This is a genomic window from Candidatus Palauibacter sp. (assembly GCF_965222475.1).
Taxonomy (GTDB): Bacteria; Gemmatimonadota; Gemmatimonadetes; order Palauibacterales; family Palauibacteraceae; genus Palauibacter.
The window spans coordinates 49,111-69,852 of record NZ_CBDCUB010000001.1; the positions used below are offsets into that span (position 1 = coordinate 49,111).

Genomic DNA, 20,742 nt, shown 5'->3' on the forward strand with positions numbered 1-20,742 from the left:
ACAGTTCCAATTCGACCTCGGATTCCCGCTGGTCCTGGAGGACGTTTCGATACGGGGGGCCGAGGAAGACCTCGGTGTTCTCATGGATTCCGCGTTGGGCCCCGACGGCTTCGTTTATGTTGCCGATGTGTCCAGTATGCAAATCATCGCCTTCGATCCAAATGGCGATGTTGCTTGGAAGTCAGGTCGGCAGGGGGAAGGGCCCGGTGAGTTTCGCGGCCTCTACCGCATCACCGTAGGTGCCGATGGTACGATTCACGCGTTTGATCGAGCCACGAGTTCCATCTCACGCCTCACATCCGACGGGTCTTTCGTTGACCGGCGAAGACTCGAGTTCGCGTTTCCAGCGATGAACGACTTGGTCGCTACCGCAGATGGGAGGGTCGCGGTTTCCGGGATCACGAGCTATGGATTCCCGACTGACTCCGCCGTGCATGTCTTCGACAGTGAGTTAGCGTACGTGCGTTCCTTTGCACCGGCACCAACTGCAGAAAACAGTCTTGCACTCACTTACTCCGGTGCCGGCACCGTAGCTCTGACTCCCGCCGGCGACGTACTATTCGTCCGTCGGATACCGTACGAAGTCTACCACTACTCACTCGCCGGGGCACGTTTGAACGGCGTGATCGAGGCGCCCTTCGAGTACGATTTTACAGCGGATGACGTCGTTACGATCGAGGAGCGGGCGGGTCGCATTGAAATCAGTCGCCCCCAGACCGAGTTTCCGTTTTTCAGCGCGGCTGTAGCCCTGACGGACTCAACCTTTCTGGTGCCGCGACGTCAAGGGGAGTCTCGGCACTGGGATTTCTTCACAACTACCGGGCGCTATCTGGGCAGTACGTCCATCCCAAGTGATTGGGGTGTGCTGATCGGTTACGATTCAGAGCGGCGTGTTCTGTGGGCCAGGGGCGAGCAAAAACTGGAGCCGGTTCTTCGACGGCTCGAAGTCGAACTGAGGGGTCGATAGGGCTCCTTCACCGTGAAACGGAGGAATTAGCACATGACACTCAAGCGAATGGTTCCCTCTGTGGTTTTGGGATTGATCTGGCTCGCTGCGCCGACCGGTGCAGAGGCTCAGTTGTGTAGCGAGTTGTGTGTCGAGAACGTGGATGAAGACGGCAAATTCAAGGGTTTCGGTTGCACCAACGACGGGGGATACCTGGACAATTGCGAAGCGACAACAGAGACGTGTTCTCTAGTCTAGACGCTTGTGGCCTTGGTAGCATCGTAAGCGATGATGGTGCGGTGTTGGTTGTGGCACCGCTGTGCAGGTGGCGTGAGTTTCTTGACGAGACTGCGGAGCACGTTGCTGACGGGCCGACGGATGAGGAGTACGCGGTAATTTCGGAACGGTAGCACCACGCTGTTGCTTTGAGAGATGTGGTTGGGGTCAGTCCGCTCGCCCTTGGCTCACAACCAACGCCCGGGAATAATGTGCCCTCCGTCCCCCTTCCTTTGAGGGCAGCTATCAGGTGATTGCCGTTCTGGAAACACCCGGTTAGTCGCCATGCTCCTCTCCGGGCACTTGGCGAAGAACCGGCAGCACCGTGTTGCGATCAGACGAGTGCCCGCCGCTGGTGCGGTGGAGCTCTGAGCGCCACACTTTCGTTCCACGCTCAGCCGCTCCACCGCAGGAAGTTCTCTTGGAAACGCCCGTGGCTAACCTCGCTCCCGGCCAGCCAGAGTGAGGCGGGACGTTACCCCAAGTGACTACGCGGGGGGAAGTTTCGCCGCACCCTGCCCCCCGTCCTCGTCGCCCGACCCCACGGCGCGCCGCAGGACCTCCTGGATGTCGAGGCCCAGCACCGACGCCAGCCCCTCCATCGTCCCGTAGGCGCCCCGCACGCGCTGGTTGAGCGCGTTGGACACGCCCTCGCCCTGGCCTCCGTCCATCACGACCACGCGGTCGATGTCCACGCCCTCCACCGCGCCGACGGCGATCTCGAGCAGTTCCGGGAGCTTCTCGGCCATGAACACGGCGAACGCCGCGTCTCCGCCCGTCTGGACCTCCGCGTAGAGCCGCCTCAGCACCTCGACCTGGGCCTTTCCGCGCTCCAGGATCGGCGCCGCCTCGGCCTCGGCGCGGGCGAACGCCGCCAGCTTCTCCGCCTTGGCGGGCTCGATCACGTCGGCGCGCAGGCGCTGCTCCTCGCGCTCGACGCGCTTCATCTCGAGGATCTTCTCGGCCTCGACCTCGGCCTCCTGCGCCCTCACGCGTGCGATCTTCTCGGCCGTCTCACCCTCTCGGCCCAGCTCGGCCCTGCGCACCCGCAGTTCGTTCTGGGCTTCGGCGACCTTGATCGAGGCCCCGGCCTCCCGCACCTCCGCGCGCCGTCTCGCCTCGGCCTGGGCCTCGCGCGTGTCCGCCTCCGCCTGGGCCTCCGCGATCTCGGCGGCCCGGATCGCCTCGGCCGACTTCTCGCGCCCGATCGCCTCGAGGTAGCCGCGCTCGTCGCTCACGTTCTGGATCTTGAGCACGTCGAGGTGGAAGCCGAGCGACGCCAGGTCCTCTCCCGCGTCGTCCGCCAGCGCCTTGGCGAACCCGAGCCGGTCCTCGTTCACGGCTTCCGGCGTGAGCGTGGCGAGGACGCCGCGCAGGTTGCCGGTGAGGGTGTCCTGGGCCAGTTCACGGACTTCCGTCTCCGTCTTCCCCAGCAGGCGCTCCACCGCGTTGTTGAACACCCACTCGGGCTCCGAGGCGATCTTCACGTTCGCGATCGCCTCGACGTTGAGCGGGATGTTCCCCTTCGAGAAGGCGTTGGTGACGGCGACCTCGATGGGGATGGTCTCGAGGTTCATGTGCTGGACGGTTTCGATGATGGGGATCCGGAGGGTGCGCCCGCCCGACATCGAGCGGTAGCCGACGGCCTGGCCGTCGGTCAGCATGCGGTTCCGGCCCGTGATCACGGCGGCGCGGTTGGGGGGGACGATCACCATCAGGTTCTTGATGGTGATGATCGCCACGAGCACGACGACGATGAAGACGGCCGCCATCGTGACGGGGGCGGCCAGGGAACTCAGGAACTCACCCATCTCAACCTCTTTTCTCGAGCAGCTTCATGTCCACGGGCACGACGGTCGCGATGCCGTCCGCCATGCCGACCACGACGACCGACTGGCCAGCGTGCAGCGGCTGGTCCGTCCGGGCGAGTCGCGTCGAGGCGGGCCCGGACGCTGTACCGGCGCTCGCCCCGCAACACATTCACCTTACCCGCGCTGTCCGCGTGGTATTTCCGGTTGTCAGAAGATTGCCGCAAGGCGCGCGCGCCTCCGCTCCACGCCGAGCAACCTACTCCGCCCGCCCGAAGCCCACCAAACCGTGGTGTCCGACGGTGCTCCATCGGCAATAACTCCTTCAGGGATCGCCGCCTCTCCGCCCGACGCACTTTTTCGCCAACGGGCGTCCACGACGCCAGTTGGCAGGTGGGGAGGGGAACTCTACCTTTCATGTGTGATGTTTCCACGTCCGTTTGCTCTCCTGCCAGGAGGCTACTTCACTCATGATTTACCGCACACCTGCTCGTAAGTCGATGCAATTCCCTGTGGTATTTCCGGTCGCGGTCGCGGCGAGTGTGTTCGGTGCGAGTGGATGCCAACAAGAAGATCGACAGGAACCGGAGCCACTGCCGCAAGCCAATGTCGCCGGCGTTGCCGTTGCTAGGGGTGACCATTCACTACGGACGGAAGCCCTGCTTGCCGCGCCGGATACAACGGCCGACAGCGATTGGCTAAGCGTTACCACCGACATGAGATATGATGTCGATCTCGATGTGCTGTTCTTGATGGATATGTTCAACGCTTCTCTGGTAGAAATAGATACTTTGGGCTCACTCCTCAGCATGTATGGCGGCACGAAGGGTCGAGGCCCGGCGGAAATCGGCGAGCTTGTTGATTTCGCCTTTTCATCCGAGTGGGTCCTGCTGCTGGATCGTCCTAACCGGAAAGTGATGGTGTATCCAAGACGAAAGCCCATGCTGGACGTGTTCCCACTGTCGAGTGTGTATCGAAGTATCGCTCTCAGGGAAGACGGGATCATCCTGTTGGCACCGGGCGCGGACTCCTCTGCCGTGGATCTATATACGTTTGCGGGTGAACGTGTGGGCGGCATCGGCAGGACCGAGGACCTACCCGTCCGCTGTCAATCCACGGATGGCTGTGTTCGCGATAGACGTCTATGCATGGGCTGTAAGGTGCGGGAAGCAGGGGGAGTTGTCTACATCCACAACGAGGAAGACAACATGGCCTCGATACTGGACGGCGTTGGCGGAGCGGAGTTGATCGATCTGCAGGAACGGATCCCGCAACTCGGCCAGTGGGTACTGATGGATGAGCCTTACATGAGGGCAGCACAGGACGCCGCCCGTGAACGCAGTTCAGCCCGAGTGGTGGTAGTTGCATTCAAACGATATCTTACCAATGTCCATGCGCTGGCGGATGGTCGAGTGGCGTTCTCGGTGAACCCCGCAAGGCCGATCTACAGCCGCACGGGCTACCAGTATTGGCTGGTCGATCTGGAAACATTCGAGGTCGAAACGATTATGTTTACGAATCCCGCGCAGGGACGGCTCGCTACCGGCTGGCCGACGGTCTATGCGGTGAATCGTGACGACTACGGTATCTACCGGCTGGTATCCTGCGGGAACGGGCGGTGATGCCTTCGAGCTGTGGGGGGACGGCGCTGGAGGGTCATTCCTCGAGCAGCTTCAGGTCCACGGGCACGACGGTGGCGATGCCGTCCGCCATGCCGACCACGACGACCGACTGGCCGGGGCCCAGCGGCCCGTCGTCCGGACCCGCGGAATCCAGGCGGGCCCGGACGCTGTACCGGCGGTCGCCCCGCAACACGTTCACCGTACCCGCGCTGTCCGGCGCTATTTCCATCGACACCTCGCCCGTCAGCCCGACGAGCGACCGCTCGCCGAGCGGGGTGCCCGCTCCCGAGCGCTTGAGATAGCGGAACACGGTGCTGATGAGGGCCCCGGAGGCGAGGCCCGTGACGCCGGCCAGGACGGCCGTCAGCCCGGCACTCGCGCCCCCCCAGATGGCGTGCAGGAGAGCGCCCGTCGCCCCGAAGCCGAACATCGCGTACACGATCGTGCGGAGGGAGAGGAGCCTCGCCACGTCGGCCCCGCCCCCCGCGTCGATCTCCCCGTCGACATCGACATCCACGTCGATGTTCATGCCGTCCAGGAAGTCACCGAACACGGACAGCGCGAGGAAGCCGCCGCCCACCAGAAGACAGAAGAGGTATGCCGTGAGCATGAGCCGATCTCCGTTCAGCAGGATCCGGTGAGTCGAAACCTACCGGCCCGCGGGAAGCCGGCAAACCGACGCCCTCCGCCCCTCCGCTACCCGCGGCCCGGCCGCTTCATGCCTCCGGAATCGCGGCAGCCGAAGAGGCCCTGCGCGCCTGTCACCGAAATCGCCTGGAATCAAGCGCCCCGGGACGCCTGCCGGACCCGACTCTCCGAAGTTCGTAACCCCTTACGGTAGTGCACATTGCTGCCGACAGGCACGAAGGCCTCCGACGAGGAGCGCGAGGCCTGGGGATCGCCTCACGTAATGTCTCGCCGATTCGAGACATCTAACTGAAAGGCAGTTCGCGATCCGGCCGCGGCGCAGTCCTGCCCGGCAACTGAGGGGAGCCCAACATGAGTGAGATCACGGTGACGGACCTCGCACTCGACGATCTTCATCTCAAGGACGTGCGACTGGAACTGAGAAATCCCGTCATGCAGGGACCGTACCTGACCATGGAGTTCGCGCTGGGGGTACACGACAAAGATGATTTCCTCGTGGCACTGGATGCACATGTGCGACGCGAGCGATTCACGGACATCAAGGTGGACCTGAACCAGAGGATGATCGCGATCGGCAGTGAGCGCTGCGGCGTCGAGGAGGGAACGCTCAGGCACTTCCAGGAGATCGCGTACAACCTGCTGCAGCGGTTCAATTCAAACCCTAGCGCGCTCTCGCCGCGAGCCGCCGTCAGCGCCGCAGTTCATCGAAGGTCGCGTTCTGGATCGCGTAGGAGCGCCAGTCCTCGTGGTCGAAGTGCCACCACTCGGCCTCGTAGACCGTAAACCCCTCGGCCTCCATCGCCCGCCGCAGCAGTTCCCGAAGCCAGCGCTGCCGGGAGGTCCCGCCCGGATAGTCGGGGAACGAGCGCGGGGAGAACTCGTCGTACGTACCCACCATGTCGACGGGCTCGCCGGTCGCGAGGTCGAACAGGTTGAGGTCGATCGCCGAGCCGCGGTTGTGCCGTGAACCGCTGGCGGGGTCCGCCACGAAGATCTTGTCGGACTCGGGCGTCGCGTCCCAGAACATCTTCGTCACGTACCAGGGCCGGTACCCGTCGTGGAGGAGGAGTCCGTACCCGTGCGCGGCGAGCGCGCGGTGCGCCCGGGCGACGGCCTCGGCGGCGGGGCGCTGCAGGAAGACGCGCGGTTCGTCGTAGAACACGGACGACATGAAGTTGTTCGTCGTCGCGTAGCGGACATCCAGACGGATCCCCGGTTCGATCGACGTGACCTCGACGAGTTCCGATTCCCGGAACGAGCCGGTTTCGGTGGGCGGTGAAGCGGCCGGCGCTTCGGCCCGCAGATCCTCGACGGGACGCACGGGATCGATCCGGAAGGTGCCCCCCGCCTCGGTCCCCACCTCCCGGCGGCCGAACCGGACGGAGGCGGCCTCGACTGCGGTGGCCCGGCCCTCGGCGCCCCGCGTGAAGACGAGTCGTTCCCCGTGGTACAGGCCCCGGTCGGGGAAGGCGAACGCGTCTCTCGACACCTCTTCGAGCGGATAGAGGAAGAACCACTCGATGAGCGCGTGGAGGCGACCCTCGCGCTCGAGGATGTAGAGCACGTTGTGGTCCCACCCGTACTCCCCGATGAGTCCGGCCCAGCGCGCCGGGATCTGGGGAGGAGGGCCGGCCTCGGGCCGCCGCGCGAGCCGCCGTGGCTCGGCTTCCGGCGCGTTTGCCGGCGCATCCCCCAGGGCGAGCAGGTCGTCGCCCTCCCGCAGGTAGCGCGCGCCGAAGGCGAGGCGATCGTCGACGATGAGGGTGTCGCCCCGGGTGCGGACATTGAGAGTCGCGCCGCCCCGGAGCGGGGTGAGCGCGAGCCGGCTGCCGCGCGCGTCGAGTTCCACGGCTTCCTCGCCCGTCCCGTACACGCCTTCCAGCACGAGGGCGAGCGCCGGATCGATCGGATCGGTGCCGAGGAGCGGTGCCTCGGGGAGCGGCGCGCCCGCGCGTGCGGCCAGCATCAACTCCAGGGCGGCGTCCGCCACACGTCCCGTCACCGTGTTCGTTCCGTCGACCGCCGAGACCGCCACGACCCCGATCCCGGATTCCGGCAGGAAAGCGAGTTGGGTCGAGAAGCCGTAGATCGCCCCGCCGTGGCCGAGCCAGCGCTGCCCGAAGCGCTCCTCGACCGCGAACCCGAGGCCGTAGCCGCTCGCCGCTCCCTCCGCCGCGAACTGCGGCTCCCACATGGACTCGAGCGTCTCGGGCTGGAGGATCCGGCCGCTCGCGTTCTCCGGCGCGAAACCCGGCAGGTATTGCCGTACCGGCGCGTCGAGATCGAGTTCGCCCCGCTCGACGAGCTGCATGACCGCGATGTCGGTGAAGAGCTTGGACACGGAGCCCACCCGGTACACGGTCTCCGCCGAGGCGGGAATGCCGCGCTCGGGATCCTGCGCCCCGAAGCCGGCCGCCCACACGATGTCGTCCTCGTCCACGAGCGCGATGGAGAACGCCTCGAGCCCCTTCTGGTCGCGCTCCCGCTCGATCATCGAGGTGAGCGCCGCGGCGACTTCGGCGTAGTCCGCCCGCGGTGCGACGCCGGCGCCGGGGTCCGCGGTGCCGGGTGTCCCGGCATCGGGTGCGCACGCGGCGGCAGCGGTGAGCAGGGCTGCGGACAGGGCCACGAGGAGGCCTCGGTGCAGGCGGGCGCCGTCCCTCGACGATGCGCCGAACGCTGACCGGACCGGCGGCTCGCGGCCGATGAGAAGACCAAAAAAATGGTTCCTCGCTGTTTCAAGTGGGTAGGTTGAAGTTGAGTTTGCCGCACACGAGATAGGCGATGGTGATGAAGTTCTCGGTGGTCCGGTAGCCGCGGGCCCTGGCCTTGGCGGCCTGGACGAGAGAGTTGATGCCCTCGATCATGCCGTTGCCGATCCTCGAGCGGAACCAGAGGAGGATGCCGTCCCAGTGCTTCCCGATCGTCTTCGCCGCGTCGATGACGGGCTGGAGGCCGCTTTCGGCGGCCCACGAACACCACTTCTCGAGGTAGGTCGCCGCCAGCCGGGGCGGGAGATCCCGGAACACCTCGAAGGCGAGCTTGATCCGGTAGGCGAGGGCCGTCTTCAGTCCCCGCCGCGACGGATCGAGCAGTTCGCCGAGCCACCGCCGCTGGGAGGCGGTGAGCTTGCCGCGTCTCTTGAGCCACAGATAGCGGGTGCGGTTCAGCTCGGGGCGCTCCTTGCGCTCGGCGCGCCTCACCTCATCCACCGCCCGGTTCATGAGCCGCTGGACGTGGAAGCGGTCGAAGGTGACGCCGGCCTCCGGGAACGCCTCCCGCGCCCCCTTCATGTAGGCCGCCGACATGTCCATGCAGAGGTCCCGGACGCTCCCGGCCCGGCCCCCGCGCGCCTCGAGATCCTCCCGGAACAGGCTCACGACCAAGGCGTCGCGCCCCGGCGTCGCGTACAGAAGCCGCGAACGGTCCAGGTCGGCGAACAGCGTGATGTGGTCGTGGCCCCGCCGGCACGCCGTCTCGTCCACCGCCACCGCGCGCACCGACGAGAAGTCCGCCTCCGCCCGGGCCTCTCCCACGCGGCGCTTCAGAAGCCGCCACAGCCGCGTGTCGTGCTCGCCCACCAGGCGGGCCACCGCCCTGACCGGCATCTCCCGCGCCAGCGCCACCGCCAGCGCCTCGAACCACAGCGTGAAGCCCGAGCCCGGCTCCGCCCACGGCACCCTCGCCCGCCTCACCCCGCACGCCGGACACCTCACCCTCGGCACCCGGGCGTGCAGGTAGGCGCGGTGCTGGAAGAAGTCCAGGTGCCGCCAGCGCTTCCCGCTCGCGTCGTGCGCCTTGCAGCCCCCCCGTCCGCACGAGGGGCAGTCGAACGTTCCGCCCGGCTCGAAGTCCAGATGCAGGTCCAGGCGGCGTTCCGCGGCGTCGAACTCCGTCCGCTCCACCCGCCACGGCCACTGAAGCCCCAGCGCCCGCTCGAACAGTCCCCTCTCCGCCATGCCGCCGTCCCGCCCGGCCGCTCCGCATCCCTCCACCGCCCCGGCCGGCCCCGGAGACCACCGGGCACGTCACGGACCCGCTCGGGCACCGGCGGCCACCGCCGCCGGCCCCGCCACTCTACCGCCCCTCATCCACCCCCAGCAGCGAGGAGCCAAAAAAATACGTGGTGATCATCCCCAACTCTCTCTTGCTCGGAACCCGGAAACTGGGAACCTACCGGCCCGCCCGAAGCACGGGAAACCGCCGCCCGGACGTTCATTGCGGTCCTTTTCGGGCCCTGATGACGCTCCGTTGACACGTGGCACCAAGCTGGCCTGTGAACCTTGGGAGGCGGAGGACGGAGGGCCCGTCCCGGAGGGTCGCGTCCGGCTTCGGCTGCGGCCGCGATCCGGCCTTCCCCGTCGGAAGAAAGGGAAGATCGTGAGAAAGCGACGATGGGTGTTGCTGGGCGTCAACCTTCTGCTCGGCACCGCCATCCTGGCCCAACCCGGTCAGGCGGCGTCGGCGTCGGCGGCGGCGTGCCAACAAGGCGACTGCCTGTGCGAATGTGCGCAGGAATGGGGCGAATGCGTCGTGAACGGTGGCTGGAACTGTAACATCCGGTTCTCTCGGTGCATCAGCAAGAAGTGTATCCCCGTCTAGACGCGCACGCCGTCGCGGGCGTGCGACGAGAACGGAGGCGAGAACTGCGACGCCGTGTACGCCATCCCTGGGTCCTCCTCGCCGCACCGGTGTTACTGGTGGCGTGTCTGGATGGGGATCTCGACCGCAACGGTTCAGCCACGCCCGAACCGGACCCCGCGCCCCTGCGCGCGGGGTTGCCGCGGCTGAGTCTGGGAAGCTGGACCGGAGACGGGCACACGGACTTCTACGGCGTCGTGGGCGTCATCCTCGACCGGCGGGCTGGCATTCTGGTCGTGGCGAACGGCGGCGACGCGACGATTCGCACCTTTGGTCTTGATGGAGAGTGGCGCCGTACGCGCGGCGGGACCGGAGGCGGGCCGCAGGAGTTCCGGGACCTGACGGCGCTCTTCGCATACCGCGGCGATTCCCTCCTCGCCTTCGATGAGCGAAGGGATGAGGCGTCGGTGTGGCCGTACTCCGATGGGGACGTGCGTCGGATTGCGGTTCCGAGTCTTGCCGGGGACAGTCTGCGGTACCCGAAGTTGAACGGCACCCTGGCGGACGGCCGACTCGTGTGGACGGCGGAGAAACCGTACCGCCAGCCGGACGAGGTCGGCGACTCGCATCCGGATACGATGCTCATCTTCCTCACGTCACCGGGGGGAGGGGGGTTCGAGCCGATCGCCGAGACCCTGGGCAGACGGTACTTCAGTTACGCAGCCTCCATTTACCAACAGGGGAGGGCACCGTTCTCGCCGGAGGCGTTCGTGCTCCCCCGGGACTCGGTCATCCTGTTCGGGTCGACGGAGCGGGCTCGGGTGGAGCGCGTGTCCGATGCGGGGACCCCTATGGACCCGATCGTGGTCTCGCTCCCTCCCGACCCGGTGACCGGCGGCCACCGGGCGTGGGAGATCGCGGGGCGTCGCCGAGTGCTGAACAGCCGTCCCCTGCCGCCCTCGCTGCTGGAAGGTCAGACGGCGGTCCTCGACATCCTGCCCTTTCCCGACTCCTTCCCGGTCCTGGGCGAGGTGGATGCCGGGGAGGACGGACGCGTCTGGGTGAGGGGCTATCGGCCGCCGGAAACGGACTCCGCGCGTGTTCGGGATGAACCATCCGTGTGGAGCGTGTACGCGGGACCGGGCAGCCGGGGCCGGGACATCGAGTTCCCCCCGGGGTTCGACCTGCTGTGGGCCGATGAACTGGAGGCGGTCGGTATCGTGCGAGACGAGGTCGACGTGGAGCAGGTCCTGATCGTGCCGCTCCCGGCGGCGGCTCGGGGTAGGCGAGAGCCATGAAGCGGCCCGCGATCCAGGACATCGGACTCGGGGTGTGCTTCCTCCTCCTGGCCGTGATCGCGTTCCGGCCTTCGGGGGTACTGGGCAGCCGGCTCCGGGCGTGGAAGGTCGAGCGGCAGGCGCTGGCGCTCTATCGCGCGGAGTGGGAGGAGGCCGCTTCCGGCAGGAGAAGTACGCTCGGGAGCGGCGGTGCGCCCGTGATCTTCGAGTTCAGCGACTACCAGTGTCCCTTCTGCCGGGCTTCGCACCAGACCGTGACCAGGTGGGCCACCGCTGGCCGGGCGGGGGTCGTGTTGGTGCACGTCCCGCTCTCGGACCGCTCGAGGGAGGCGGCCCGGGCGGCCATCTGCGCGGAGGAAGGAGACGCCTTCGGGCGCATGCACGACTACCTGATGACGAATGAGGAATGGAAAGCGGCGGTGGTGGACTGGGAGGCTGCCGCCGAGGCGGCCGGCGTTCCCGCGGGAACGCGTTTCGCCCGCTGCCTGGAGTCGTCGGCGACGGCGGCGCGACTGGCCCGCGACTCCGCGCTCGCCGTCCGCTGGCTCGTCACCGGCACCCCGACCTTCGTGTCGGAGCACGCCCGGATCGTCGGACAGGCGTCGGAGGCCGACCTCGAGGAGCTGCTCGGCCGGTAGCCCCGCCGCCTACCCTGTTGAGCCTGGTGAGGCGGTTGAGACTGCGTTGACGCGCGGGGCGACTATGGCGCGGACCTCGGGGGGCAAGGGACGGAGGGACCGTGCGCCGCCGCCCGAATCGAAGAGGGGGAGGACGATGATGAAGCGACGCTGGGCACTCCTGGGTTTCAATCTCCTGCTGGCCACCGTCATCCTTGTGCAGCCCGGCCGGGCTGCGTCCACATGCGACTACAACGCATGCACATGCGCATGCCTGGACGTGTGGGATGAGTGCTTCGACAGCCGGGGCGAGAACTGCCACCGGAAATACAACAAGTGCATGAAGAAGACGAAGTGCAAGCCGGACATCGATATCGGGTGAGGGGCCACGCGGCGAGGGGCGTGGCCGTCGTGTCGGCGGCCGCGCTCCTCGGCTCTCTCGCGGGCTGCGGCGAGCCGCCGGTCGAGTGGCCGGAGTCGAGTCCGTTTCCCACCGAGGAGATTCAGCTCGGCATGACGTTTGCCGATCTGCGCATCGCGCGTCCCGACATCGTGATCGATCCGGACGAAGGTTCCATCGAGGATGCCTACTACGGCAATTGGCTGCACTACGGCTTCACTTCGTGGGGCGCGAACGGTCCGGTCCCGCGGTCGAGGCTGGTCTATGTCGACCTCGTTCAGACCGACCTGACCCGGGAGCGGGCCGAAAGCTGGTGGCCCTCAAGGGTCGCCGACCTGTCGGCTGATCTTGGCGTGGAGCCCCGCTGCACGACGATGGAAAACGGACGCCTCACCTGGCGACGCGCGACGCTGCGGCCCCTGGACTCACCGCTCGCCGCCGCCGTCGAAATGCGCGTCATGGCGGACGCGCCGGGATCCGCTACCGCGGAGCTGACCACGCGGATGTGGCTCCCCGAATACGCGACCCCGCTCGCCGATGCCGCGGACCCGCCCGAAGGGGGGAATCAACTGCCCCGCTGGAGGCCTTGTCCCGGCGAGTGATGTCGACTGCGTCAGGACGTTGAGCCGTATATGCTGGGTCCGGGGAGGGCTGCCCGACAGCTTCCTGGCCGGGAGCGACGAAGACAGCTTCGCCTTCCGGAGGAACTTCATCCGCACCTATCCGGAGCGCGACGTGGGGGAGTTCGTCTCCAGGCGCCTGCCGCCCGAGACGCTGGGTCGGCTGTGGACGATGCTCGCGCACTGGCAGGGCGGGCTGCCGCGGGCCTCGGAACTGGCGAGGAGCCTGGGGATCAACACGGCGACGGTGGGGCGCTACATCGATACGCTGACCAGCCTGTTCATCCTGCGGCGGCTTCCCCCGTTCGTGGCGAACGTCCGCAAGCGGCTCGTCAAATCGCCCAAGATCTACGTGCGGGACAGCGGTCTCGTGCACGCGCTGGCCGATCTCGCCGGCCTGCGGACCGGGCCAGCGCGGGATCCGTAGCCATGCCCACTTGTCCGCGCGGGCCGATGAATCTCACCGCGCAGCCCCGTATCGTGATCCGGAACTATTTCGCCGCCGGGGGCTATGGCCATGCACGATCCGTCCCATCCCCGGAAATGGCCCTGACGCAGGCTCGTCGAGCCCGGGAGCAGAGAGAAGAGAGGACCCTGATATGAGTTCCGCATCCTGCCGCTGGAGCCTCGTTGCGATCCTGGCCGTGACCACGCCGGTTCGGGCGCAGGACGTCGTGCCCATCTCCACGGATCACCCGCAGTGCACCGTCATGCTGGAGGAGGTGCTCAGCCTGGGTGGGATCGACGATCCCGGCACCATCGGACTCCCCACGTGGATCACGCGGCTCGAGTCCGGGGACTTCGTGCTCTCCACCCCGGAGAACGGCGCGGAGATGATGGTCTACGACGCCGAGGGCCGTTACCGGGAGAGCTTCGGCCGGAGCGGGGAGGGTCCGGGCGAGTTCGTCGCCCCCGGCATGGGGAGGCTTCGCCCCTCGCCCGACGGAGGCGTGCTGATTCTGGATCCCATGACGCGGCGGATCACGAGCCTGTCAGCCACCCGGCAGCTGCTGGGGGCAACGCAAATCGGCGACATGATGGGGATGAACTTTCTCCCCGCGACCTCCGGGTCGGGCTTCATCGTCGGGGGTTGGGGCGGCTCGGCCGACGGGACTCCGGGTGGCGTCACGAGGATGATCGACTCCGAGGGCGTGACGCTCGCGGAGACCGACGCCGTGCCTCGCGAGCGATGGCTGATGGGGTTCTTCTTCTTCCCCATGACGACCGATGCGGAGGGCAGAGTGTGGCGGGCGCGGCCGACCGAATACGTCGTGGAAGCGTGGGATCCCGAAGACCCGGCCGTGGACGTCAGGCTGGAGGGATCGCCCGATTGGTTCACGCCCGGCCCGCCCCAGCCGGGCTACCCACTCGAGGCTCCCGGCCCATCGGTCATCGGGAGCCTGGCGTACGAAGAGGGGCTGCTGTGGATCGCGACTTGGGTGGCCGACAGCGAATGGGCGCAGCTCTCCGGTTGGAGCGTGGACGACGGAGCCCTGGATGGCAACAAGCTGATGGACACGGTCCTCGAGGTGATCGACCCGGCTACGGGCGCGCTCGTCGCCCGCGCCGTGCACGACGAGTTCCTCTGGAGGACCGGTGACGGTGCCTTCCTGTACGGCCTCCGTCGGGATGGCCTCGTCCCGACGGCCGTGCTCTATTCCCCCTCCTTCGAGGGACAGGACTGCCCGCCGCCCGGCGCCTCATCCGGATAGACATGGCGGGGGCGGGGAACCGGCTCTCCCGTCGTGCCAGCGGGGACGGCGAGCTGGGCTACTGACGACTGCTTGGGTTGCGGCGGAGCGAACCGTCGGCGACCGAAACGCACTTTCCTGTCTGCTTTCTCGCAATGATCGCAACCGTGCCTGCCGAGGAACCACAGGAGACAGACGGCTGTCCACCAGACTGGCGGCGATGCCGAGCCAAGCGCGTGTATCCGGGCGGTGCTTCCGACTCACTCGATTGATCCTTGGAAGTTGCTGAAGTGCGTCAAAGTCGATGCCCGAGGCGTGCTGCGGATCGAAGATCTGTGGACTATCGAGAAAGAGACTCAGCCCGGCGTTCCAGAGCTGCGTGGCGTTGCGAGCGCGATCCATCGCCCCGATAAACGTCAAGAACCGGCGAACGACCCGGTCGTCCGCGCCTGACGACCGGATGGTTCGTGCGGCCGCTACTTCTGGAATACCGAGCCACGTTTGCCCACCTGCTCTCGAACCTGGTGGTGCACGCCCAAGACGGTCATCGGCGTCTGCTGATCGCTCACCCTGGTGACCCATGTTGCATGAGGCCAGGTCCAGCCCGTCGCGATAGAAGTCCTCCGCGATCAGCCGGGCGATGCAGCCAGCCCGAGAGCCGTCAAACGACCGGCCCACGTCGACCTCGGCGATCGGGGGGCCGTGGGTCGGCGCGATCCAGGCCGCGAGTTGTGACCCCGTTGAGCCCGACCTGCAACGTGTGGTTCATATGGAACGTTTGGGCGTTCTCGAACGAGTAGCCTGTATACGTAACGGTATGACCGGCCATAGCGCGAACTGGATCATCGCGGGACCAACGTGGCCGCGGTCGCGCCGAATCAGCATACTTCGCCGGTAGGTGGCGTCGCGGTCGGCAGATTCCGCGCCGCCGCTCGAAGTTGCCCGCACCGGAGGTGTACAATGACAACGCCTGCTTTCGGCACTGGAGAAGCCGATGTCTGGTTCGACGCCGACGCGTGGGGTTTCACGCCGGGGCTGCGGCGCGCGAGCGTATCTTCGGGATGATGTCGCCGTGATGTCGCCGCGCTTCACCGATGCCGAACTCCGCAAAATCCTCTCACGGGGCGAGGGTCGGTTTGTGGAGTTCAAGTCAGCGTGGGACCGAAGCTCGGGAGATCCCAAGGCACTTAAGCGGCGCGATGTTCGAGACAAGATCGCCGACTCCGTCGCGGCCTTCGCCAACGCCGATGGCGGTCTACTGCTGCTGGGCGTGGAGGATGACGGCGCGCCCAGCGGTCACGGTTACTCTGGCGGGGCGCTGGAGGATTTTCGGGCCGTTCCCGCCCGCCGCCTGCGTCCATCCGTCAGTTGCCGGACCGAACGACTGACAATCGACGGCAAGGAGATTCTGGCGTTCCAAGTCCCCATCGCGGCCGAGGCGGTCATGATCGAAGGGAACGGTTTCCCCTACCGCGTGGGAGATCGGATCTTACGCGAGCCGCAGGAGGTCATGAACGAACGGAAGCAGGCGTACCGGCGAGTCGGCTGCGAGCAACGGTATCGACCGGAAGCGATGATTGAGCACCTGGACCTTGACCTGGCCGCTTCATTCCTGCGGAAGACACCGGTCGGAGAGAGGCCCGTCCTTGAGCTACTCGAGTACTACGGGCTGATCGAGAAGGACAGCCGTGACTGGCGGATCACGACCGCCGCCCTGCTTCTCTTCGCTCGCCGTCCGGCGCTCAAGTGGCATCCAAGAGCGGGAATCCGGGTCTTCCGGGTGACAGGAACGGAACGTCTCCACGGAACGGAGAGAAACGTGACCCAGATCGGTCGTGCCGACCCGCCCCTTGCTCGCGCCGTAGAAGAGGGCAAGGTCATGGCTCGGAGCCAGGTACGTCGTTCCGAGACGCTGCGCGACCTCTTCTTCGAGGATACGCCGGAATACCCCGATTTCGCGTGGCAGGAGGCCCTCGTGAACGCCGTCGCGCATCGCGACTACGAAGTGACGAGCCGCGAAACCGAAATCTGGTTCTACGCGGATCGCGTTGAGACATCCAACCCAGGCGACCTCGTCCCGCCGGCCACCCTGGAGGCCCTACGCCAGGGACGCCCCATCCACGCGTCGCGCAACCCCATGCTGGTCCGTGTACTCGCTGACGCCGGAATCATGCGTGACGAAGGTGAGGGTGTGGCCCGCATCTTCGGCGAAATGAAGACACATTCTCTTGCCGTGCCCACTATAACCTCGGTCGACGGGCTGTTCACGATTACGCTGCACAACGATGGCCGCCACGAGGCATCGAGCCGCGAATGACGCCGTTGCACGGAGTCGATCGGCCATTCTCGGAGGACGGCCGTCGCCATCCCCGCCTTGAATTACCCCGCGCGCCCTACTGACTCCTCGCCCGGGACTTCAGGATCTCCATGCTTTGCTTGACGAGTGCTTCGTATCGCCCAAGGAGATGACGATTGCGGCGAAGCGCCTTCCGGCCGTCGCGTGCCAGCAGATAGTTCTTGATACAGTCATCGCGGTACGTTTGATTCCCAATCCTCTCTTCCAGCAGGTCCGCGAGGCTTCCCCCTTCACCGATGTACCCCTCCAGCAACTCCAGTTCGGACACGGCCATTGCCTGCAAAGGGCGAGCTTTCCGGTGGGTTAGCGCGTCTCGTCGAGTGATTTCCTCTTCGATGAGCTGGTAGAAGAAGGGTGTGATAGGAAGCGTGTCCAAGGTGACGACCAGCGGCAGATAGCGGGACACGCGATCGGGTTGGATCACATGCCCGAGACGCCCGGCTTCAATCGCTGCGATGGTGTTGGTGAACTGCTGTGCGGCCCTTCCGAAGATATGACCGAGCTTCCGTTGCAAGGTGTCGAAATCACCCTGCGCCCTTACCGCGTACGGGAAGAGCGTCGCTTTGCTCTCGACCAGAACGACGGAGTCGCCGTAGAGGATCGCCCCGTCACAGGCCTTCCCTCGGCCCACGAACTGCCTCAAGTCGGCTTCGCCGATGTAGCGCCGCGCCTCCGGCGGGAACACACGGCCAAGAAGCTCCTCGACATAGTCTTCGAATATACGGCCCGCGAAGGTCAGGTATCGATCTGCTTCGGGACTCTTGGAAGGACTAAGAAATACGTGGTGAAGTCCCGTCGTCAGCTTCCAGCGGAGAAGCCGAACCGAAGGGCAATACAGGCGTCCCTCCAGCCTCACCAGGGGTGTGGCGGCCAGGGGAAAGGGATCGTACGGGCGCAGGTTGCCCGGGCCGATTCCGCGGGTCTCAAGTTCGGTCTTGGCGGCCTTCGCGCCGACCGAGAGGAAATCCGACAAGGCCTCCATCTCGCGGTTCTTCAAACTGAAGGACGAAGCGAACGCCTCCACGCTGAGCGGGCCGGGTGGCCGGTCTGCGCGGGGGTCCACGGTCCGCCACCTCGCCAGCAGGGCGATTCCCGTGGCAAGCGCAAGATCGGGGTCTAGTCCCGTGATCTCGCGAAAGCGACCGGGCAAGTCGACGCCACCGGGGGCATCCCGCAGTACCGGCTGATCCGTGAAGTAAAGCTCGTGCGCACGGGCTAGTGCGTGCGAAATGTCGTCGGAAGCGTTGAACAGCCCGTTGGTTAGCAGAAACCGCAGCCACGGGATCCGACCTTCAAGGGCATCGAAGCCGGCAGGCAGGTCGTCCGCGGTCTCGTCGTCGATGAGATCGCTGACCATGAGCAGCGACTCTCCAAGGGGTTGCAGAGACCGGACCTTCATCTGAGTTACGGGTGGGCAGACCAGCAGAGCGATTTTAGCGAGAGCCAAGATCTGGTGTTCACTGAAGAAAAGCGGGAGATCCGTGAGGCCTTCGCGCTTCATCCGATCCCACCACGCTTGAATGTCGCGCCCCATCTGGTCTGGTGACTGGAAGAGGGCCCCAATGATCCGGCGCTGTCCGGCAAGCGGCTCGTAGGAATTGAGTACGGCGCTGACCCCACCGAGCCCGTTCAGTACCTGCCCGAGCCCGTACCCGGAGAGCCTCGCAGCGATGTCGTCCCACGTCGGCGCTTCTCCGTAGATGTCCCGCCAGGTTCCCCGCGCGTAGTGCCACTCAAGCCCGCTCGGTGTCCGGGGGGTCGCCAACCGGTCGGGCAGGTACAGCCCGTTCTCGGCGGCCTGGACAAAAGCTTGAACCACTCCCGATCCGAACTCCGGCAACAACGGCGCTCCTCCCCCCGGCTCGTTCGGCCGACGATTCCGGCCTGCAGTCCGAGCCATCATACCCCCGACGCGCTGACGCTCAAGGCCGATGCCACGTCCGTTCGAAGTTGGCTCTCGGCCATTCGAACTCCCAGGAGGTTGGCGACACTTCCCAATGGTCGCCCATGTATCGCGCAGGCCTTGCCTCGAAAGTCACGGAAGACTGATCGAGGAATGCCATGAATCGCGCCGCCGTTTCCCCATTGTCAAGCACCGGCACGAGGACCGTATGCAAGTGTTCGCCGGTTCGAACGAACACCGCTTTGGCCAAACCGCCGCTATACCTGCACAGGTGGAACAGTCCATCCGTCACTGTTCCTGCAAGATCCGTCGTTGGCGGCACGATGGGACGGACAAGATTGCGAAACTCCTTGAAGTGGTTCCGCGCCTCGAGCAGGGCATCTGATCGTGACAGTTCGACCGTCCGGTCAAAGAAATCTCCCAACACCTTGCGACCCAGGAAACGCCCGCCCGCCGACAACGCGTACCTGTACCCCACCAGCTGGAAGAGCGTCAGGTGTGCCGATTTCAGCAGCGACACTAACGCAGGTAGCCGCAGGTCCTGTTCAAACGCGACGTCCCATTGCTTCCGCTCACCTTTCAGCAGCTCTTCCGGCGGCACCTTGAGAACCAATTCAATCGGCTCGGACTCATGGTCGACGAGGACGGGCGAGAAGCGATCCGGGACGGGGCCGGTGACAGCGTAGTGCTCCACCTCTTCGCCATCGAGAGTGAACTTGGGGCGAAGCTGTCTCGTCAGCTCAGGGTCGGCCAGGACATCCAATACTTTGAGCTTCTCTCGGTACTTCAGCTTGACGAAATCAGCTTCGAACATGGAGCCAAACCAGCTGTCGACGTCAGCTCTCTGGATGGTCCATTTCCGATCGGATTCGGGAAATGACTCATTGACAATGTGAGCCCTGCACAACTCAACCTCCTCGTCCCGATACAGAATCGGGCAGTAGAACGTTTGGGGCTCACGTCCCGCGACCTCTCGGTAATCGGCGTTGAGCAGCCTTAGTCTTTTCTCTGCAGCAGCTTCCACGAGTAGGTTCGCCTTCCTGAGGCAACAGCCCGGGACTCGACCGAAGCACTTCGTTCAGGCTGCACTGGTTCCGGTGATCCGTAGCGGAAGATGAGGTAGTAGGAGGTTCTCCGCCAACAGAACAGCAAGCGCGCGGAAATGAAGGCTCGTGGCCACGTGGAGGCGCCGTCCAGAACGGGTCGGACATGAAGCCGCATAGAGTGCATCCCTACTACACTAGGAAGCCGTGATGCGGGTCAGCGCGTCTCCGAGGTCCCGCATGTAGCGGTCCACGTCGCCCTCGGCGATGGGCGGGCCGTGAATCGGCGCGATCCAGGCCGGGGGGTGCCGCTCCAGCATGGCGCGCAGCGCGCCCATGACGCGGTCGGGGTCGGCGTAGCGCAGCCAGGGCAGCGTCTGGGCGTGGAACTCGTGCACGCCTTCCGCGCGTCCGTCCTCCGGGATCCGTCCCCAGTCGATGTCGCAGGCGCCGGGGGCGTGCAGCGTCCCGAACCCGTCCGCCACGAACAGCGTGCGCGAGACCTCGTCGTAGACCCACGTCGTGTGGTTGCGGTCGGCGAGCGGGGGATCGAGGACGGCGAAGCGGCGTCCCAGCACCTCGGTGACGTCGCCGATCCGGGTGCGACGCGCGTAGGGGAGTCCCTGGAGTTCGGGGTCGCCGCAGGAGGCGACGATCTCGAAGTCGCCCCAGTCGCGGCGGAACGCGGGGATGTTCCCCGAGTGGGGATAGTCGGAGTGGGAGAGGACGATGGCGCCGATTCCGCGCCCCGCGGTGGCGTCGCTGATCCGGTCCGAGAGGCGTTGCCGGTGGTGGAAGGAGCCGGAGTCGATGAGGATCGCCCCTTCCGGCGCGTCGACGAGGTAGACGGAGACGTGGATGTGGCCGTCCGTCTCGGCGAAGCACTCGTGCACCCAGGAGACGCCACCGCCCAGCCCGATCGCGCTCACGGGG

At 66.0% G+C, this 20,742-nt stretch carries 18 protein-coding genes; 10 read left to right on the plus strand and 8 right to left on the minus strand.

Annotated features, from left to right (window positions below; all coding sequences use genetic code 11):
- Nucleotides 1–82 precede the first annotated feature (82 nt).
- Nucleotides 83–967: a 6-bladed beta-propeller gene (locus ACOQPP_RS00210; protein WP_420635578.1), complete on the plus strand. Its 885-nt coding sequence runs from the start codon at nucleotides 83–85 to the stop codon at nucleotides 965–967.
- A gap of 743 nt (nucleotides 968–1,710) precedes the next feature.
- Here ACOQPP_RS00210 and ACOQPP_RS00215 read toward each other — a convergent pair.
- Together ACOQPP_RS00215 and ACOQPP_RS00220 are read right to left on the minus strand one after the other, a co-directional pair.
- Nucleotides 1,711–3,033, minus strand: a complete 1,323-nt coding sequence (locus ACOQPP_RS00215) for a flotillin family protein (protein WP_420635579.1) — start codon at nucleotides 3,031–3,033, stop codon at nucleotides 1,711–1,713.
- Nucleotide 3,034: 1 nt separating this feature from the next.
- Nucleotides 3,035–3,202 (minus strand): hypothetical protein, encoded by a 168-nt coding sequence (locus tag ACOQPP_RS00220; protein WP_419167059.1) that lies wholly within the window; start codon nucleotides 3,200–3,202, stop codon nucleotides 3,035–3,037.
- Nucleotides 3,203–3,500: 298 nt separating this feature from the next.
- Between ACOQPP_RS00220 and ACOQPP_RS00225 the strand changes: the two genes are divergently transcribed.
- Nucleotides 3,501–4,652: a hypothetical protein gene (locus ACOQPP_RS00225; protein ID WP_420635580.1), complete on the plus strand. Its 1,152-nt coding sequence runs from the start codon at nucleotides 3,501–3,503 to the stop codon at nucleotides 4,650–4,652.
- 34 nt (nucleotides 4,653–4,686) lie between these two features.
- Here the strand turns inward: ACOQPP_RS00225 and ACOQPP_RS00230 are convergent, their stop codons facing one another.
- From ACOQPP_RS00230 to ACOQPP_RS00240, 3 genes are all read right to left on the minus strand, one after another.
- The gene (locus ACOQPP_RS00230; protein ID WP_420635581.1) at nucleotides 4,687–5,262 is read right to left on the minus strand and encodes an NfeD family protein; all 576 of its coding nucleotides are present in this window, start codon (nucleotides 5,260–5,262) and stop codon (nucleotides 4,687–4,689) included.
- Between the two features lie 726 nt (nucleotides 5,263–5,988).
- Complete coding sequence (locus ACOQPP_RS00235) at nucleotides 5,989–7,929, minus strand: M15 family metallopeptidase (RefSeq protein WP_420635582.1); 1,941 nt, start codon at nucleotides 7,927–7,929, stop codon at nucleotides 5,989–5,991.
- 109 nt (nucleotides 7,930–8,038) lie between these two features.
- A complete protein-coding gene (locus tag ACOQPP_RS00240) occupies nucleotides 8,039–9,259 on the minus strand; it encodes an ISL3 family transposase (RefSeq protein WP_420635583.1) in 1,221 nt (406 codons plus the stop codon).
- A gap of 741 nt (nucleotides 9,260–10,000) precedes the next feature.
- Between ACOQPP_RS00240 and ACOQPP_RS00245 the strand changes: the two genes are divergently transcribed.
- The 8 genes from ACOQPP_RS00245 (at nucleotide 10,001) to ACOQPP_RS00280 (ending at nucleotide 16,824) form a co-directional block, all read left to right on the plus strand.
- A complete protein-coding gene (locus tag ACOQPP_RS00245; RefSeq protein WP_419167064.1) occupies nucleotides 10,001–11,179 on the plus strand; it encodes a hypothetical protein in 1,179 nt (392 codons plus the stop codon).
- Nucleotides 11,176–11,817, plus strand: a complete 642-nt coding sequence (locus ACOQPP_RS00250; RefSeq protein ID WP_419167065.1) for a DsbA family protein — start codon at nucleotides 11,176–11,178, stop codon at nucleotides 11,815–11,817. Before ACOQPP_RS00245 ends, ACOQPP_RS00250 begins: the two co-directional genes overlap by 4 nt.
- A gap of 136 nt (nucleotides 11,818–11,953) precedes the next feature.
- Nucleotides 11,954–12,178, plus strand: a complete 225-nt coding sequence (locus ACOQPP_RS00255) for a hypothetical protein (RefSeq protein ID WP_420635584.1) — start codon at nucleotides 11,954–11,956, stop codon at nucleotides 12,176–12,178.
- Nucleotides 12,175–12,798, plus strand: a complete 624-nt coding sequence (locus ACOQPP_RS00260; RefSeq protein WP_419167067.1) for a hypothetical protein — start codon at nucleotides 12,175–12,177, stop codon at nucleotides 12,796–12,798. Before ACOQPP_RS00255 ends, ACOQPP_RS00260 begins: the two co-directional genes overlap by 4 nt.
- A 19-nt stretch (nucleotides 12,799–12,817) precedes the next feature.
- Nucleotides 12,818–13,243 (plus strand): DUF4143 domain-containing protein, encoded by a 426-nt coding sequence (locus ACOQPP_RS00265; RefSeq protein WP_420635585.1) that lies wholly within the window; start codon nucleotides 12,818–12,820, stop codon nucleotides 13,241–13,243.
- A 172-nt stretch (nucleotides 13,244–13,415) separates the two neighbouring features.
- Nucleotides 13,416–14,528, plus strand: a complete 1,113-nt coding sequence (locus ACOQPP_RS00270; RefSeq protein ID WP_420635586.1) for a hypothetical protein — start codon at nucleotides 13,416–13,418, stop codon at nucleotides 14,526–14,528.
- Nucleotides 14,529–14,789: 261 nt separating this feature from the next.
- A complete protein-coding gene (locus ACOQPP_RS00275; protein WP_420635587.1) occupies nucleotides 14,790–14,960 on the plus strand; it encodes a hypothetical protein in 171 nt (56 codons plus the stop codon).
- A 622-nt stretch (nucleotides 14,961–15,582) separates the two neighbouring features.
- Nucleotides 15,583–16,824 (plus strand): ATP-binding protein, encoded by a 1,242-nt coding sequence (locus ACOQPP_RS00280; protein WP_420635963.1) that lies wholly within the window; start codon nucleotides 15,583–15,585, stop codon nucleotides 16,822–16,824.
- Nucleotides 16,825–16,900: 76 nt separating this feature from the next.
- Here ACOQPP_RS00280 and ACOQPP_RS00285 read toward each other — a convergent pair whose 3' ends face one another.
- The 3 genes from ACOQPP_RS00285 to ACOQPP_RS00295 all read right to left on the minus strand — a co-directional run bounded on the left by ACOQPP_RS00285 (nucleotide 16,901) and on the right by ACOQPP_RS00295 (nucleotide 20,738).
- The gene (locus ACOQPP_RS00285; RefSeq protein WP_420635588.1) at nucleotides 16,901–18,703 is read right to left on the minus strand and encodes a hypothetical protein; all 1,803 of its coding nucleotides are present in this window, start codon (nucleotides 18,701–18,703) and stop codon (nucleotides 16,901–16,903) included.
- 82 nt (nucleotides 18,704–18,785) lie between these two features.
- Nucleotides 18,786–19,790: a hypothetical protein gene (locus ACOQPP_RS00290; RefSeq protein WP_420635589.1), complete on the minus strand. Its 1,005-nt coding sequence runs from the start codon at nucleotides 19,788–19,790 to the stop codon at nucleotides 18,786–18,788.
- Between the two features lie 216 nt (nucleotides 19,791–20,006).
- Complete coding sequence (locus tag ACOQPP_RS00295; RefSeq protein ID WP_420635590.1) at nucleotides 20,007–20,738, minus strand: MBL fold metallo-hydrolase; 732 nt, start codon at nucleotides 20,736–20,738, stop codon at nucleotides 20,007–20,009.
- Nucleotides 20,739–20,742 lie beyond the last annotated feature (4 nt).